This is a genomic window from Bacillus sp. SJ-10 (assembly GCF_002843505.1).
Lineage (GTDB): Bacteria > Bacillota > Bacilli > Bacillales > Bacillaceae > Bacillus > Bacillus velezensis.
This window is the reverse complement of sequence record NZ_CP025258.1, coordinates 2,528,527-2,546,598: the sequence shown is the minus strand read 5'-3', so window position 1 is coordinate 2,546,598 and position 18,072 is coordinate 2,528,527. Positions and strand designations below refer to the sequence as shown.

Here is an 18,072-nt window from a genome sequence, read left to right as displayed (position 1 = left end):
TCTCTATAAACAATTGTCTATAGTTTGTATGAAATAATTCCCTCTGTTTCAATTTTTTTAATTCATTATTTCTTCGCAAAATAAAACTATGGATAAACATCCTTCATTCCATTAAAATGAAATCATCGTCTAAATTTAGGGGGATATTATGGGTATATTTCTAAGTTTTATAGGGGTTTTTTTGTTTATTGGGTTTATAGCAGGCTTGGTTTTATTTTTCATCAAACGAACAAGAAAACTTGGTAAGTTAACAGCCCCACTTTGTTTTGTGGCATCTATATTCTTTTTCTATTTGGGAGGACAGTTTTCAGATACAAGTTCTAGAAATAGAGACACAGGAACAGAATTAGGTGATAATACGAACATTACATCTTTAGATGAAGAAAAAAATGAAATTTCTTCTAAAGACAAGGAAGTATCTGTGTCAGATGATGATTCTACTGTAGTTCATGAATTAAATTGGTCAGAAAAGCAAAATGATACAACGTTTAAAATCGATCGTATTGGAATCGTTAAAGACGAAATGGAATCCGGTGCTGAGGGAACTATAGCTGTTCACTTTGTCATTGACAATGGAAGCAAAAAAGATATCTCAACTTTCCCGAACCAAGGTACCCTCCTTACCAATACTAAAGAACAGATAGATGCCAGTTTATCACTCAGTGAAGATATTGGTGGAGAAATTATGTCTGGAGCAAAAAAAGAAGGGTATGTGCTTTATCCAATAAAAAAATTGAAGGATCCCAATGAAATCAAATCAGTCAGAATAAAATGGGATTTTTGGCCGGATAAAGATGTGACTACAAATGTAAAGGATTTTGATATTAATTTAACTTGGTGAGGAATCGTAATGTAATCAGTTATAATGGTCATCATACATAAGAATAAAGTTGAATTATTAAGAAGCCCCTTTCAAAATGAAAGAGGCTTCTTTTTATTCGTTTAACAAGGCAAACCATGCTTTCTGATAAACTTTTTGGCCAAACCCTTTAAATATAGACTTCGCGCTCTTAGACAAACGCTTTCTTGTTTTTTCTTCAGACATGATTTTTATTACCCTGTCTGCCAATTCATTTTGGGTTTTAACAAGATAACCATTTTTCTCGTTCTGTATCATATCTTTAGGGCCGTATTTAATATCATATGATGTTACTGGTGTACCTGCGGCTAAGCTTTCAAGAATGGTTAGTCCAAATCCTTCAGATTTTGAAGTGAGTATGGAACAAGCTGCTTTTTGATAAACCTCAATTTTGTTGTCTGTAAATCCTTTTAATTCAATATTTTTCGTTAAGTTTAATTTTTCAATTAGTTCTTGAAAGTATGTTTCATGCTCACCCGCGCCATAAATTTCGTATTTCGCATCTGGAATAACATCAACTACTTTTTTGAATGCCTTTATAGCTTCCTCTAGACCCTTCTCTTTATGATAGCGGGACAAAGTTACCGCTAGGTGCGGATTAACCTTAGAATTATCCTTCTCAGTGTCAGGTTTACTTATTCCATGTGGAATAACGCGATAATTCAATCGCTCTCCAAACTCGTTTAAAAAGTCATTTTTTTGTTCCTCAGTCAAAAACACAATCTGATCAAATTTATCAGGGTTCTTGAATAAAGCATTATATTGTTGACTTAATTCAAATTCACCCTTCTCATTTAAATCGTAATGATTAGTGTGCAACACAACAACTTTTCTCACATCAGATAATCTTTTATCCAATAATAAACTGAAATTTTTAGGGTTGTCAGACATGATGATTGGTGATTCAATCTCTTTTGTTCGATTAGCTATCCAATATGCCGCCAGGTCTTCTAGGTTCTTAAATTCTAAAGGCTCGGGATAGAAAAGATTGCAGCGGAATATCTCTTCATCTTTAGGCTTTAACCATGTTGTGAGATAACATTTCCCATCCTTTCCGAAATAACGGTCTAACTTTGGTTTGTTGCTGAACAAATCCATTTGGCGTTCACGTACTAAATAACCATCCTCGTTATATTCTTCTCTGCGAAGCCTGTGTCTAGCTTCATTCATATAATCAATATATGCAAGCCGTCCATTGTTATCGAACTTTTTATACTTTACATACAGACCATCTTTGAAGTAACGAAAAGCATTGTTTGCTTTAAAAACGATGAAGCCTTCTTCTTCTTTATTCGGATTCCCTTTTATACGATGATCTTCTTTACTGTTCTTAGAAGGATCTAGATCATTGAATAAATTATAAACCTTCACTCTTTCATCCAGTTCATTGGTATTATAAAGATTTTGAATGATACTTCTATGATTCTTTTGAAAAAGAATGGTTAGAAATTGAGTTTCTTTATACTCTGAAACGAGTGTATTCGCTCTATGTATTGTTGCTTTGGTCATACCGCCTCTTTTTGTATTTAAGGAATTAAACAAAAAAACCGGACTAACGAGAGACATATTTTATCCCCTTTTCATATTTTTTCACTAGATTATATTACTATAAATGAAATTTCAATGAAATAGTCATATAAAAAGAGAATAATTACAGAAAAACCCTCCTTGTATTAAGAAGGGGTCTTTAATCGATCAAAACTTAAGTCTGGTTTATGACCTATAAATATCGTCAGAAATTAAGCCAATCCTAATCTAAAATTCTTACTGCATGTTCTGTCTTTAGTAATGAAGGGCCATCAGCAAGGTACTGAGTTATTTTTTGTGTAATCAAACAAGACCTCCGAAAGTTCTTAACTTTCACTATTTTTAGAGTTATGTTAGAATAAAATAGGAACATACGTTCTATATTTGTTGAGATTAGTTACTGTATTGTGGAGGATTGATGGTTTGAAAACAATTTTACTATCTGATGGACGAGCCTTAAAATTAACGTTTGAAGAAACGAGAAAACATTTTCTGCCGATGATAAAAAAAACAATAAAACAAACTAATAATAAATTTATTTTTAACTTTATTGATGAGGAAGATTTTTCTCAAGAGTTAGAAATTGAACTTTGGAGAGCATATGAAGGTTATGATTTCAATTACGGAACGTGTTTCTCAACATATCTACATTACAAATTGAAAAAGGGAGTACGTAATGTAACATACTCTAGATACACTTTAAAAAATAAAAATAACGGGATTTTATCTATAGACACCTTAGTAAATAACAAAGACCTTAAACTAATTGACATATTGCCAACAATTGATTATTCACTGAGCAATCTTGAATCAAATGAACTTGTTAGAATTCTTCTAGAGAATACACCTCCACAAGATAGAGATGCACTTCAAGTAATACTTGACAGAGAGACTTTTTCTGTTTCAGAATATGCAGCAAAACACCAAATTTCTCGTCAAGCCGCTAACCAAAGAATTATTAAACTTCGAAAACACCTTCAAAATGTAATTTCTGAAAAATATCTCCTTACAAACGATTGAGCTAACTATTTGCAATCCAAAGATCATTAATTATTTAATGATCTTTTATTTTTCTCTTTCTTTTCATCGTTTTCCTTAGTCTATTCCAAATTCTCTAAGCTATAAGATACATAATCAATACACGGAATTCTAATTTTACATTTACATTTTTAAATTACGGGATAGAATAGTAGCACTCAAGAAACTAAATAAGGAGAGGAGCTTTTTTATGACTATTTGTATTAACAAAAAAGGGTCAAGCGTTCCGGTCTACTCAAATTACGGATTAACTACATGGGGATCTAAAGTCGGAACAGTTAATTCTAATGAATTATTTGTTTTTTATGGGACGTTTACAGAAGCAAATGGTGCAGTTTCAATCGGTTTTTATTCACCTTCAGGTTGGCGACAAGGATACGTCAAACCAAGTGCTGCCACTAGTTCATTTTTGACAAACGCTTATAAAGCGAAATACGGAACATCTGCTCATGGAGGAATCGCATTTAAAGTCCTTCATCGCCAATCTCGTATTTTTTCTGGCACAAACGTTATTACTACAGTAAAACCAGGCGGTAAGATTATCACTGATGGTTATTCATCTTCTGGTTCATCTTATCCATACCGATTAAGTATTAAAGGATACATTCATGCTGGAAGCACCAAATACCATAAAGTAACTAATGGCTGGTGTGACACTGATTTAGAAATCGGGAAATCAATGTACAATACAGTTACAATCGACGGTAAGTGGGTATGAAAAAGAAAAAGCTAATACACTAATCAATATAAAAAGAGGCATAAAAATTCTAACTTATGCCTCTTTTTTATATCTTAATCTAATTTAGATCCTCTGCTAATCTCATTATCCCCTCGTTTTATATTTATATTGGCCTCTAAACAGTTGGATGTTCATAATAATCACTACATATAACCTCCCAAAAATTCTTTCTGCTACTTCAATAATGCTTCAAGTTTCGCCTTTGTATCTGGTCCGTAAATGCCGTCTTGACGAAGCCCATACATTGACTGGAAACGTTTCACTGCATTTGCCGTCTTCGGTCCATATGCACCATCAATACCAAAATTTTTTGCGTTTTTATCTGGATAATAATGAAGAGTCGCTAACGCAGTCTGGATCTGTTTTACAGATTCCCCTCGGGTTAACGGGTTTGTGACTTTAAAAATACCCGCAGGCAGGCTGAATTTTGATTTTTGAGTGGTTTTAGGCTTTGAGGCTTTTACCTTCTTTTTGCCGCCGCTTTTCAGCTCGTTATCGCTTTTGATATAGGAGACATTCACATATCCGTGGAATGTCTGGCCTTTAGAATTGGTGTATTCAACATATCCCCATCCGTTGACAGTTGATCCAAGCTGATATTTTACAACCGTGCCATTCGGCAGGTTAAGCACCATGGAAGAAGAGGCGCTCCGTTGTGTCCGTAAAACAAGGCCATCGCTTGAAACCACCGTGTTTTTGATGAAACGGCCTTTATTCGAATCGGTGTTGGTTTTTGATTTGTTGTTAGTTGGTTTGTTAATTACTACCCCACCTAATCGCGCTTTTACTCCATTCTTGAAATCAGTAAACCCTTGTGATCTGCTAACCCATGGGGCCGGACAGATTTTGTGTGTAATGTCATAGTGCCGCACGATGTCATTGATCGGATTAAGTTTATACATTTTGCACAGCTCGGCACAAACTTGTTCTGCACGGGCAATGGTATCTGGATGGAAAGTGCCGTTCTTTTCGATGCAAAGCTCCACGCCTATAGATAAGAAATTCGCATTAGGCTTCAGCGCCGCGACACCCCGGTAAGGCTGCCCGTTGACGAATTGCTGAACGTCATTCGCATGATAGGCCACTTCATTCAACGGAATGATGCAAATAGCCTCTGTGCGATCGACAAAAATATGTGCAGATGCAAACGTCTGTTTTTTCTCAGATAGATTTCTGTTCTGTGCGGGGAGCGTTTGACCAAAGTATCTGTAATGATTCGCAGCAGGCGCGCCGGGGTTTGCCGTGTAATGCACCACCAGTTTCTTCACGCCGTTGTTTTTGATTCCCGGCCGCGTCCATTTGTTAATATCAATATATTGGTTTCTGTATGCTGACATAAAAATCTCTCCTATTCTGTTTTTGAATTCAAAAAAGCAGCCGGATTAACCAGCCGCCTGATCATCTTTTTCTTTTGTCTGATCGTTGTCGCTTTCAATTACGTGAAGCCTGTCGGTGATAACGGCTGGTATCTTAACCCCGATCTGCGCCAAATTCTCCGTGATGGACAGGCCCTCATTTGCGATATAAAAAAGAACGGTTCCAAAGGTCAGGACGCCGTTCAAATTTGTTATCGTATCAATAATGTTGGCGACGATGACCACCATAAAACTGAGCATCTTCCGCACATATCCAAACCATGCACTGCGGCTCCGGAGCTGCTTCATTTTCCATGCTTTTATAATGCCAGTGATAACATCCAAGATGCTGAGGATCAAAAGTAAATCAAGGTATTTCACCTCCCCGAATAGATATGTTCTTGCGATCTGTAAGCTTTCAAAATTCAACATCACTTGTATTCCCTCCATTGTTAATCACCTCCTCCGAGGCAAAATAAAAACACCTCTAGGGTGTTTATTAGCTCCCTGTCCCGCCCACATCCACACTGATTGGCTGTTCTGTAGCGGGATAGGTTAAACCAGTGATTTGTTTATATTGGTCTTCAGTAATTCTGTTCAATTCAACAAAACGGGCGACATTCGCGTTTGTATAATAATTCCGGCCCCAGCCATAAATGGTCTTGATATTTGCAAACCAATCCATTATGCTTTTCCTCCCTCTGCCAACATAAGAAGCAAGTCAGCCAATATTCTTGACTGTTCCTCGGCTGCGCTTTGAGCTTCTGCCAACTGCTTCATAATGACAGCATTCTGTTGTTTTAAAATATCAACAGGCGTTGGCCCCTGAACATTTTTTGCGTGCTCTAATATAGAATTCTTTTCTTCTCGTGTAGCCGATTCTATCCATACCTGTTTGCTAGGATCGAATTTCGCCTTAAAAAATGAAGGTGGTTGAATTAGCGTGCAATTTTCAGGAATAATATAATTTCCTTGCTCATCTACTTCGCTAATAATAGAAGGTCCGATAAAAATAAAATCTTCTCCATACTTGTATGCTTGAATCATGTTGCAGTTCCTCCTGTTTGTAGCGGCACAGATACATCTATATAAAAACCATCTAATCTATTTGAATCAAGTGGCGTTGGATATTTAATCTTTAAGTCACCATCATCGTATACAATCAAATTTGCCGTTCCCCCTGTTCCGCTTAGAGCAACCGAAACGACAGCCCCTCCTATCGGCGTGTACTCAACTGGTATTGACCCAAAAATAATTTCAGCATCTACCCTTACGTGACCTCGTAATAACAACAAAGAACCCGATTTTGCATATATTGGCGTGCGTGTCCCCACGGTAGCACCGTTTTTCAGCGTAATATTTTGCCACACAGGATTTTCAAAATCATTATTTGTAATGAGCCGTTTCCACCCTTTAAAAACGCCGTCAGTATGAACCGTGGTATGCCACAAAGTGTTATCATGGCTACGCCACGCTATGATGGACTTTCTCCCGGAATCGCCTTCGATAACATCATAGTTAAACCATGAGCTATCATTCACAACAGGATTGTTTTTAACTGATGTGCCATTCGCATAATAATAACCTGAACTTAACGCTAGAACGTCTGTCTCATTTACTAATTGTGTTCGTTTTCCGTCATCCTTTGTCAACTTCGTCATCTGGCCGCCATTCCACTTGTCTTTTTCAGTTTTTGTTACGTGAATGTCCGTTTTATCGGCATGAACATCGACTTTTGACTGCGCCCCTTCCACTGACTCAAACTCACGCCATGACGTCCAAGAATCCGAGCCTGAGATTTTATTACGCATAAACTTTCGGCGGCCTGACGACGTTGAGTCGCTGCTGCTATAGGACGTATATTCCTGATATGCATACGTTCCGTAGTTGTGGACGAATAGATACCCGTTATTATTCACGGGCGCATTTAATGCTGTCGTGACACTGCTCATATAGTATAAGCCTGTATCCGTTACAGTATTGAAATCAGCACCGCTTAGATACTTCGCCAGCCCATTATCTTCCGTTAATTTAAAGAGCTGCCCTGCATTCCATTTATCCTTTTCAACTTTTGATGTATGTCTTTCTCCGTTGTTATCGTGTTGTCGAAAAGCATAGTAATCAGCCTGTTTGATATTATCGACTTTATCAAGTCCAACTTGTGCCGCAGTAACCTTGTGCGGATTTGAAGTGTCAGAGGTGTGTTTGTCAAAATCCTCTTTCTTTGCTTGTACGTCATTTGTTACGGCAGATAGCCCTATCTGCGCTTTTGTTACTCCATGTGGGTTACTTTTATCCTTTGAATGCTTATCAAGATTCGCCTGAACAGCGTCAGCCTTTTCTTGCGAGCCCTTTTTCGTTTCAACAGCTTCGAGATCGGCAAATTTCTCCCGTAATTCCCCAACGGTTTGACTGATTTCTTTAACGGTTTGGGTTACCCCGTCTCTCAGCGTTTCAAAGTCGTCAATGTAGTAGTCAGCTGTCGGAACGATGTTCTGATCTTCTAACGTTTTAGCGATAGAAAAGGTGAAAAATGAAGTTACCAGGGATTGTCCGTTTGTATAATATAGTTTGATTTCAGCCTTAACAGTTCCGTAATGCGTCAGTTCCTCATCAGACAAAATGTATTCAGCCGTACCATTGACTTTGTCTATAAGCGTAAGACTCTTTTTATAAAATGATCCGTCAGCATATAGCAGAACGATTTTTGCATCCAATGCTGACAAAGGCAACGGTACGCCATCCTTCACAAAAGAAAAGGACAGCTTGGCGCTGCCCGTATCTTGCGTCATAAATTGTATGTTTGTGGTTCGGCCGTTTGACCGTCCGGCATTAATATCGAATGACACGCTCCCCGTTTTATACATCTTTGATTCCTCCCTTAATGCTGCGGCGTAACTAGCATCTGCGCTACCCCGTAACCTTTTTTCACATCGAACGGAATTTTGATTTTCATAACAGTTCCGTATCCGGCGCTTTCCGCCTTTGTTGCAACACCATGGATGGCAGAAACACTATCGCCGACTGTTACCGTTTCGTCAATCCTAACGAAGACTTGACCGATCAAACCGATTACATGCCACTCGTCCCTTTCCTCTCTTGGTTTGTATTCCGCTTCAGGCTTATAATTCGGATTTTCAACAGGGATCTTAAGAATTTCATTTCCATCATTCACCTCACGATAAACCAGTCCGCCAAATTCATCGCGGAGATAACGATCATTCCAATAAAACGATGCTCCACCGAGCACAACGCCGGCTGTCTTTGAAACAACGCCAAGAATCTTGTCCCCTACATGAGCTTTACGAATCTTATCGCCTTCTAACGCAACAAGATAAGATGCCTCAATCTTTGAGCCGTCGGCAGATTCAAAATACTCCGCTAAGTCCTTTAAATTAGACACACTTTCAATAGCGCCTGTAGCTCGAACAGTCCCATTTTTAGCATTAAGTTCAATCTTTTTATTCGCTTCTGATGCGCTGCCATCACCGTGCCCCATCGCAAGGGAATAAGATTTACTATTCTTTGTAGCCTTTGAAAACATAACACCCGAAGAAGCTCCGTCTCCGGTCGTATGCGAATCGTACGAAAACATTACACCATTTCGTGATCCTTCTGTAGATGCTCCACCTGCGTTACCAGCAATCAGATTTCGTTCACCCTTTGCAATTGTTGATCCGGTATTTGCAATGATAGCACTGTAATTCGTAAGTGGTTGCCCGGAAGATGTTGCTGCGCGGAAACCACCTTTAACGTTATTAGGAACGACAGAGTGCTTTTGGTCACCTAATACTGCCGCGTTTCTATAGCCATAAGCCCTTACTGCAAGGATGTTCGTTTGAGTATTCGGCGACGTAATGCCCGCTATACCATTCGAGCCGTGCAGTAAACCATTAACTAAATTTACATTGTATACGCCGCCTCCTATTCCGATCCCGTTAGGTGCTGATTCATGGCTTGCAAAATCGGAAATGAAGACATCATCTGTTCGTTGATCGCCGCCAACAATCCGAATGTCATATTCAGCAGTTTTAAATCCAGTTACTTGAAGATTGGTAACGTTTATCTTTCGACTTTTATATTGAAATGCAATAACTGAATCTCCTTTATAGTCGTATGTCGGATCCCCAATCGCTGTAAAACCAATGATTTTCACTCTCTGATATGCCGAAACAACTAGCGCCTTTGGAGCTAGTCCTTCATAAAGCGAATTGAACCTTGGTTCTCTTGACGTGCAGTCTACTAACGTCACATCACGTGCAGTCTCACTCCACGGATCCGTCGCTAAATGATGCCCAATGTGTCGCAAATCAAATGATCGGACGTCCCGAAAGGATTCATGACCTCGAATATGGACGTTACAAGGTGCCGGCCATTCTGCATGGGCCTTAACTTCTACCCCGCGGACGTTACCTTCAGTATAGTTATCAATCACCCAGACATGCTTAGAACCATCATCTACTTCAATACCGTTTGAATTGGCACCACCTTTACGATGTGCCTTCCCGGTAGGGTTTGTCATAACATTATGTGTAATGAAAACGTATTCGCTGTAGTGTGTTGTAATGCCATCGTCACCATAACCAGAGCCAACACAGCGGTCAATCCAAATATACTTACTGCCAGTTGCGGTATAATTTTTAGCAGTTATATCATATGTCGGTGCAGTTATATCGAAGCAATGCAACCCCGGATTAATACCCTCAACTTCACGGATGATACCGAACTTGACTTGCGCAAATGTCAAGCAGCTTGAATGTATCCCGCCAGTCGCTCCTACACCGCCTTGACGTTCCGGATTCCAATCAAGAGACATACCTTCAACAACGATATTCCGGTTCCCTAACGTATGATCAGCATTTGTAACAACCCACTCGCTGGCCGGTGTATCTTCATGGAGCTTAAGTGTAGTGACACCCATACCTTGACCAATCATATATGTCCAAGATGGAAGTTTGACTCCTTTAACAACATATGTGCCGGCTGATAGCATGAGGCGAACCTTACCAGTGCCAATTGCCCTTTTAAACGCTTCTGAACTATCGGTTTCTCCGGTTGGATCAGCACCGAAGTCATCTACATTGACGGTTCGTTTAATCTTTTGGAGAAGCTTGTTATACTCTTTATCCAGCCGCTCCTTGAGCAATGGAGTTATATTTCCTTCAGCATCAACCCGCGCATCCACAACTTCTTTTACATTTGTTCCATCAGCATTTAAAATCAGGTTGCGTATCCGGTTATATAGACCATCGATATATGAGCGTAAAGAAAAGCCGCCATGGTCAATTTGCTCCGACGAGTGGGCTTTATTGCTCTTTTTATGGCTGTTTATCTCGTTTTCAAGACTATTCAATCCATTTTCAACGGTCTCAGCATCTGCTTTTTGTTCAGCAATATACCTTGCGTTTCTAGTGGTGTCATAATCCTTGATTAACTTGAATCCCAATGTGTCACTCTCCTTTCAAGACAAAATAAAAAACACTCTTAAAAAGAGCGCTTCTAAATCATCATTCTCAGTTTTTGTACATAACGCTTTTGATCTTTTAATCGCTTTTCTTGCTCCATCCGGATATCCTGAATATCTTTACGGAAATTAGCAAAGTTCAATGTTGGCTTTGCATATGGATTTAAGGGCTTATATTGAATGGAAAGCAGCCGGACATCGTCTTCATAGGTTACGCCATAAACTGTATCAGCCAACACATGAAGTGTGTCTCCTTTCCAAAAATCATCTTGTATGTCAAGAAGCTTTGGCTCATAGATGTATTCATAATCCACTTCGATCTCCATTTTCGGGTAAGGATTCACGTATTTTTTAAGCGCCTCCATCATGCTGGACTCTTTTTTATAGCGCTCGTCGCGCAGTGGCTCAGCCCACCGCGGCATGCCATCAAGCAGGAACTTATTTTCGTCAGGGTGCTTGTAAAGGACCGGCTCAAAGACGTACTCCGTTTTTTTGCTGTCGGTGCTGCTGTTTTCCTTTATTGCTCCGTATCCCCGTGCTCGGGTAGAGCAGCCGTCTGTCGATGTTTTAATTTTAATGCCGGGCATATTATAACGAGAGTCGAGAGTGTGATTGATACGCTTTCCCATCTTTTTATAAACGTATATCTTGTAATTATCCACATCAAGCTCTAAGCCGTAGTCTTCCACAATTTCGCTTATCAGCTCATTCGCGAACTTATCACCAAAATTCTCCTGCTCCACACTTTTAAATTCACTTTCCTTGTCTTTGAAAATGTAAGAGAATTTCGTCCCCTTCAATGTGAAATCAAGCATTTTTCGTACAGTCAGTGTGCCGCTGATCGTCGCTTCTACATAATGGTTATTCAAAACAGCAACGAAAACATGGCTTGCAGAAACTTTCTTGCTGAGTGTTTTTTCCTGATCAACCTCAACCATCGTAATAAAGTATTTTTGATGGTTGAATTTTTTTTCGTCCAAATAAAGGATATTGTCATTTATGAGCAAATCATATTCAATGCCATTATCAGCAGTCCGAGTGATCGTAAACTCAATATCTTTTTTTCCGGTGGTGTCATCTAATAGATCCGGATCGGCTCCAATGACTTCGACCACTTGATTTCCGTCTTGGCTGGAAACATGCAGCTGAGGGAAGTAAACGTCTTTTGGCAAGTTTTGATTCAGCGTAATGTCTTTACCATCATATTCTTTACTTGGTATATCCGGCTCAGGATCTGGTGTGCCTGGATTACTCGGTTCGTCTGGTACTCCTTCTGATGTATCATATTTCGTTAATTTATAGGTGAAAATGAGGCTGTTCAATTTTGTTGCGTAATTTGGGTCGGTAGCATACCCGGCTTTGACGAGAGCCGCAGTTGCTTTCTGATAATCTGTTTCCCCGACGACAGCTTTATAATGGTTTTTGTCCCAGCTAAGGCCATTCAAGTACAGGTTCGCCAGGTCTTGTATAGATTCTTTCCATGAAGGGTACTTCCTGAATTTAGCCGGAACTTGTACATTTTCTCCGTTGATAACTTCCCATGTCTGCATAATGACATATTGGCCGTTGTATTCGCCCTTCATACCGAAAAGATTATGCCCTTTTGTCGCCAATTCACTTGTGCCCCAAGCGCTTTCTAAGCATCCTTGCGCAATGATCAGTGATGCGAGAATACGGTGCTTTTTATATATTTGCTGGGCGTCGCCGGCAATCTCTTTAATAAAATCTGTATTCGCCATATAAACCGCCTGCCTTACAAGTAGTAGAACCGTGTGTCAAATTCTATGACAAAATCATCGGCATTTTGAATTTCAAACTCATTCCAGCCAATTTCGAGATTCGGCAGACGTCCAGATGTTTTTATTGGTTTATTATTGAGCAGCGCGTACTGCTTTAAAAATGATACCTGCTGTGACTTCTTCAACTCCTGTTCAATCGTTAATTTCTCGCCATTAGTATGATTGATTAGCGTTACATTCTTCCCCTTGGCGTTCAATAGGACGTTATACGCGTGATCTAGTGGATTGATTTGGACATCTCCGGAATTAAAGACAGAGAAACGTTTCTGATTCTTAAAATAATAGGCCAGGTTGTCATTCGATTGCAGGTTCATACCGATGTTCCAGTTCTCTCCTGACTGAGCCTGCGCTGTTTTGGTTGAATGTTTGGATTCTGCCATCCCGGTAATATTGGTAAACTCGACCGAAAAAACAGCATGTGTTTTCTCCTTTTCTTTGGCAATGCTGAAATTCCCATCACACATAACAAGGAAACGGCGATTCGGCCATAAGTCAGTAGAAATATAATAGGCAAATGGCTTCACCAATAAAGCATAGAGCTGATGCCTAAGCATATAAAAATTGTTGTGAATTTTTGAATTCATATATACTTCTACAGTGACTTTTCTTGATGAATAGGTCACATCACGTGGATGCTGTGCTGAGATAACACCATGACGCCGCGGGATCGTGATTGTTTCCCGATTGATAGCCGGCGCTTCCGCCAAAAAACTCAACACTTCAAATTGAGGGAGCAAGCCGTCAAGGCTCTGCTCCCCCAATCCGTTATCAAAATCCAAAAATAGTTTTACCAAGCAGGCTTACCCCCATTTCTATATTGTTTTCTTCTATATCGGTCAGCGCTCGTTTGGTCTACTCGGGCCCCGTCAATATAAGTGTTGTTATCTTTTAAGACCAGTTGTTGCAGTAGCTGAATGTTCTGCTGGAGAGCGTCGATCTGCTGCCCCATCATACTGATTTGCCTTTCTTGATTCTCCACGACCCGAGTCATATCGATATTGACACTTCTATCATTTTCAGGCTGTGCTGCGGATGCTTTTTGGAGTAATAGCAAAGCCTTTGAGATCATCCCTTCTTGCAGTGAAGGCAGTACGCCAAGCTCACGCCCAACCCGCGCCCACAATCCGATATTCCTTTCGCGGTATGCCGGATCTTTCGTAATGGTGGTTTCATCGTATCCTCGTTCGTTGAGGACCGCGAGCTTGGAGCCGCCGCGCCCCGGAGATGTACCGCCCTTTGCATACCCCACATACGGGCCGCCGCGCGCCATTGATTTCAAGCCGGGATGATTTGATATATCTCCATATCGCCCTTTGATGTAATTAATGGCCGCCAGAATGTTGTCCACCGGATTAAGTATGTTGTTATGACCCGGAAATGCGTTAGAGGAAAACGTACTCGGAATGGTCTGCATTAACCCCCTTGACGGGTTTCCTGCTCTTGCATTGGAATCTGTAAGGTTAATGGCATTCGGATTTCCTCCTGACTCTTTCATGGCAATCGTGATTAAGCCGGGAACCCATGAAAACGGGACACCAGCAATGCCGACCGCTTCCGATACCCATTTTTGGACCTGGACAGATCCGGTTGCTCCTTTATAGGCATCTGCAGTAAAAAATCCCACATCCGGCAAGACCCCTTTTAAGAATTGAAGGGCACCGCTTTTTAGCGTTTTGAGAATACCAGTCCCTAACCCGTCTATTCCGGTCCCTGTTTTAAACGGGATCATTCCTTTGAAAATGCTGCTGATTATCTTTTGCGGTCCTTTGATAATCATATCCATAACGTCAGAGGCGACGTCCTTCGTTTTGCCAATGACATTCTTGCCGACAGAGACAGCGCCTTTCACCAGCTTTTTCGACCCCTCAAACGCATTCTTGAAGAAGTTTCCGACCCCATTTGCATAACCGGGAAGTCCTGTGGCAGCTGCTTCTTTCGACTGAGCGTGCGGAAGAACAGACGTGCCGCGCGGAAGATCCCACACTTGCGGGCCGCCCATTCCGACAATGTAAGTGCCGATGCCGGGCGTGTGAGCAAGCTCCCATCCTTCTTCGCCGACTAATGCCCGGCCGCCTGGGTGGAAGTCTGTTCCCTTGGCATAGGATAATCCTGGTGCGATTTGCATTGTGGAAGACTGGCGACTATCGTACCCTGCTGGTTTCCATTCTGGAATTGTAGGCGCATGAACAAATTTTAAAAATGCATTTATCCCATCAGTAATGGCATTTACTTTGGTTGCCAAATCAACTTTGAATAGATCCCATTTCCCGAGCACTTCTCCTGTTTCCCAATCAACCTGATCAATATGCCCTTCTGCTTGCTTCTTCGCTTCCTTTACGACGCCTTTATGAGTTTCCTCTGCTTCATTAATTGTCTTTTTAGCCTGACTCCTTGCGTTTTTAACTGTTTTATCGTGTTCTTTTTGAGAAATTGATCCTTTTACATAACGCTGCTCATCCGCGGCATCAATAACGGCATCACGTTGTTTCTCAGCTGCTTTAATGGTTTTTTCTTTTGCCTTGTTACTGTCTTTTATAACAGCAGCCGCTTGTTTAGCAGAAAGATTAGACGCCTCTTCTTTTAACTTCTTAGATATCTTTATCTGCTCAGCCTTACTTCGCGAGAGCGCAGTTTCCATTTCAGCAAGCATTTCGCCTTGAATTTTAGCTATTTCTTTATTTTCTTTGTCTGTAGTTTCCCGATTTTCACGGGCAGCAGTTCTATAAATTTCATCCACTCTGTCAACATACTTTTGGATTTTCTTTTGTTTTTTCTTGTTATAGGCATCGATTTTGCCAATGATTTTATTTTCTTCTTTGTCAGACATTTCGTTATTAGAAGCATAAAATTCTTTCAGCACTTTAGTTGCATTGTTAGCGCTGGTTTTGTATCCGTTTTTCAAAGAATCTCCCATGTCTTTAAAGCGCTTTGACATGTCATCTGCAATATCGTTCGTGATGGTAGCATTGGTCGCTTTCAGGGTGTTCAGCTTAGCAGTAACCTCTATGTTCATGTCTTCATAGGCGTTTACAGCTTTTGCTGTGGATTTTGATACACCGTCTCCAAATTCAATTGTTGCCGGGAGCACTCGTTTCTTTAAATTGTCGTAATACTTAAACCCGGCATCACCTAAAAGAGTCACCCCCGTAATAAGCGCACCGACTGGTCCGCCTAACAATCCGAGTCCGCCACGTAAAAGACCGACAACGGCAGTGCCTTTTTTGAGTATGTTAAAGAGACCGAAACCGCTTTTAGCAAGTTGCATAAATCCGCCGGCCCCTTTTACGGCATTTAATCCGGTTTTGATAATTCCGGCGCCGAACTTTAACAGCTCAGGAGCAAAAGTAAGAACGAGTCCGGCAATTGTTCCGATTGGACCGCCGAAAAGAGTTAGACCAGTACCGGCCACACGGGAAGCGCCGCCAAGTCCGCGCATCGCTTTCGAGCTTCTATTTGTCGATTGCTCCAGCCGGCCCACTCGCGTCGCTGCCACGGCGTTTGTTTGGTTGAGCCTTTCCATTCGGGTGGCTGCTACCGTTGCCGCAGTGGAAGTTGTCGCAATACCAGCTGCCGCTGTTCGGGATGCAGCACCTGCCGCAACAGCCTCAGTCGTATAAACGCCGAGACTTGCAGATGCCCGATTGACGTTACCGGTTAAATATCCTCCAGCCGTGCGGAGCATATTCCAGCCTGCGGCGATCCTCGGTAAAGCTCCAAGTACCAACAGAAAAGCCCCGCCCAAAAGAGAAAATACCGTAACTGCTCCACCTGTAATAGCGATGGTGCTCGCCACAGAGTGTGGTAAAGAATCAAACCATGTCACTAATGATGTCAGTCCATCAGTAGTAGCCCTGATCATCGGTATAAACTGGTTTCCCATGGTGATGACGGCGTTATTTGCTGCAGATTTCAGATAATCTACAGATCCAGCCAGATTGTCCATCTGCTCGTCAGCTACTTTTTCAGCAATGCCGCCGCTGTTTTCTATTTCCGCTGTAAATTCTTGCAGTTTATCTTTCCCTGCATGCATGAGTGTGATAAAACCTGATAGAGCATTCTGTCCGGCAAGCTGCTTGGCGATTCGGATTTGTTCTGTTTCAGTATAATTTTTTGTCTTTTCTGTGATCTGTCCCATGATGTCGGCCAGCGGGCGCATCTTGCCAGTAGAGTCCGTCACTTTCAGACCTAATTCCTCAATTGCGGAAGCCGCCGGCTTAGGCGGAGCCGCCAAACGGGTCAGCGTTGCTCGAAGGGCTGTTCCGGCCATGTCTGCTTTAATTCCGCTGTTTGCCATAATACCGGTCGCTGCAGCCAACTCTTCCATGCTGACACCTGCTGTTTTAGCAGCCGGAGCCGCGTATTTCATTGTTTGGCCAATCTCTTGCAAAGTGGCATTGGAGTTCGTGAACGTATACGTCATTGCATCAGCTACACGGTTTGTGTCCTCTGCCTTAATATGAAATTCAGTTAAGATGTCAGAAACAATATCAGCCGTAACGCCGAGGTCGGTTTGTCCGGCGGCAGCCGTTGCAAGCAAGCCGGGCATAGCACCGATAATTTGGTTCGTCTTATAGCCGGCCATCGCTAAATACTGCATGCCTTCAGCTACTTGCCCATCCGTGTACTGTGTGACAGCGCCGAGATGCCGGGCTGTTTCTGTTAATGATGCCATTTGATCATCCGTTGCGTTCGCCAATGCGGCGACACGGCTCATATCTTTCTCGAAGCTTGCTGCGGCCTTAACGGTTGCACCGATCCCAAGCGCTCCGGCGGCACCAATCCCCGCTAACGCCTTTCCTGTGGCTGTTGCGGATTTATAAACAGCGTTCAGCTCTTCTGATACATTCTTTGAATCCTTTTTAAAAACAGAAAAAACGCCTGCAGCCCGACTGCTGCTGTCTGACATGGTTTGAAACTCTTTGCCGACTTTATTCAGCTCTTTTCCGAGATTCTCATGGACCGCAATAGCATCATTCAAACGCCGCGCTTGAATCTGTGTCTCTCGATTGTCTTTTCCTTTCTGCCTGACCAGTTCTTCATACCGTTGACGGTGTTCTTGGACTAATCTGCCTTGAATCTTATACTTATTGCTTAAGCCCTCCATCTGTGATTGCAAGAGCTTTGATTGGTTGCCAGCATTTTTATAAATGCTCCCGGCTGCCTTCATTTCTGAATTTGCCAGGCGCATCTGCCTTTTTAAGCCTTCAATACCCCGGTTAAATCCTGTATCATCAAGACCGACCTTAACGACCATATTTCCTATAGGTTGAGCCATATGTATCCACCCCGCT

13 protein-coding genes are annotated in these 18,072 nt (G+C 41.5%); 3 read left to right on the top strand and 10 right to left on the bottom strand.

Annotation, left to right across the window (positions count from 1 at the left end; all coding sequences use genetic code 11):
- The first annotated feature begins 148 nt into the window (after nucleotides 1–148).
- On the top strand, nucleotides 149–841 hold the full coding sequence (locus CXL14_RS12970; protein ID WP_014418178.1) for a hypothetical protein: 693 nt from the start codon (nucleotides 149–151) through the stop codon (nucleotides 839–841).
- Between the two features lie 93 nt (nucleotides 842–934).
- Here the strand turns inward: CXL14_RS12970 and CXL14_RS12965 are convergent, their stop codons facing one another.
- Entirely contained in the window at nucleotides 935–2,368 is a 1,434-nt protein-coding gene (locus tag CXL14_RS12965) for a glycosyltransferase (RefSeq protein ID WP_158319026.1), read from the bottom strand.
- A gap of 441 nt (nucleotides 2,369–2,809) precedes the next feature.
- On the opposite strand from CXL14_RS12965, the gene CXL14_RS12960 reads away from it, so the two are divergent.
- Nucleotides 2,810–3,406, top strand: a complete 597-nt coding sequence (locus CXL14_RS12960) for a sigma-70 RNA polymerase sigma factor region 4 domain-containing protein (RefSeq protein ID WP_014418180.1) — start codon at nucleotides 2,810–2,812, stop codon at nucleotides 3,404–3,406.
- A gap of 208 nt (nucleotides 3,407–3,614) precedes the next feature.
- Nucleotides 3,615–4,142: a hypothetical protein gene (locus CXL14_RS12955; protein ID WP_040221738.1), complete on the top strand. Its 528-nt coding sequence runs from the start codon at nucleotides 3,615–3,617 to the stop codon at nucleotides 4,140–4,142.
- Nucleotides 4,143–4,336: 194 nt separating this feature from the next.
- Here the strand turns inward: CXL14_RS12955 and CXL14_RS12950 are convergent, their stop codons facing one another.
- The 9 genes from CXL14_RS12950 to CXL14_RS12910 are packed head-to-tail and all read right to left on the bottom strand — an operon-like array spanning nucleotide 4,337 to nucleotide 18,056.
- A complete protein-coding gene (locus tag CXL14_RS12950) occupies nucleotides 4,337–5,500 on the bottom strand; it encodes an N-acetylmuramoyl-L-alanine amidase (RefSeq protein WP_014418181.1) in 1,164 nt (387 codons plus the stop codon).
- Between the two features lie 45 nt (nucleotides 5,501–5,545).
- Nucleotides 5,546–5,968 carry a phage holin family protein gene (locus tag CXL14_RS12945; protein ID WP_040221739.1) on the bottom strand — a complete coding sequence of 141 codons (423 nt, stop codon included), beginning with the start codon at nucleotides 5,966–5,968 and terminating at the stop codon, nucleotides 5,546–5,548.
- 49 nt (nucleotides 5,969–6,017) lie between these two features.
- The gene (locus CXL14_RS12940; RefSeq protein ID WP_014418183.1) at nucleotides 6,018–6,203 is read right to left on the bottom strand and encodes an XkdX family protein; all 186 of its coding nucleotides are present in this window, start codon (nucleotides 6,201–6,203) and stop codon (nucleotides 6,018–6,020) included.
- Complete coding sequence (locus CXL14_RS12935) at nucleotides 6,203–6,565, bottom strand: hypothetical protein (RefSeq protein ID WP_040221740.1); 363 nt, start codon at nucleotides 6,563–6,565, stop codon at nucleotides 6,203–6,205. The genes CXL14_RS12940 and CXL14_RS12935 overlap by 1 nt, the downstream gene beginning before the upstream one ends.
- Entirely contained in the window at nucleotides 6,562–8,385 is a 1,824-nt protein-coding gene (locus CXL14_RS12930; RefSeq protein ID WP_014418184.1) for a BppU family phage baseplate upper protein, read from the bottom strand. Before CXL14_RS12930 ends, CXL14_RS12935 begins: the two co-directional genes overlap by 4 nt.
- 14 nt (nucleotides 8,386–8,399) lie before the next feature.
- A complete protein-coding gene (locus CXL14_RS12925; protein ID WP_014418185.1) occupies nucleotides 8,400–10,964 on the bottom strand; it encodes a peptidase G2 autoproteolytic cleavage domain-containing protein in 2,565 nt (854 codons plus the stop codon).
- A 53-nt stretch (nucleotides 10,965–11,017) separates the two neighbouring features.
- Nucleotides 11,018–12,721, bottom strand: a complete 1,704-nt coding sequence (locus CXL14_RS12920; RefSeq protein WP_014418186.1) for a phage tail spike protein — start codon at nucleotides 12,719–12,721, stop codon at nucleotides 11,018–11,020.
- A 14-nt stretch (nucleotides 12,722–12,735) separates the two neighbouring features.
- Nucleotides 12,736–13,575 (bottom strand): phage tail family protein, encoded by an 840-nt coding sequence (locus CXL14_RS12915; RefSeq protein ID WP_014418187.1) that lies wholly within the window; start codon nucleotides 13,573–13,575, stop codon nucleotides 12,736–12,738.
- Nucleotides 13,569–18,056: a phage tail tape measure protein gene (locus CXL14_RS12910; protein WP_014418188.1), complete on the bottom strand. Its 4,488-nt coding sequence runs from the start codon at nucleotides 18,054–18,056 to the stop codon at nucleotides 13,569–13,571. The genes CXL14_RS12915 and CXL14_RS12910 overlap by 7 nt, the downstream gene beginning before the upstream one ends.
- Nucleotides 18,057–18,072 lie beyond the last annotated feature (16 nt).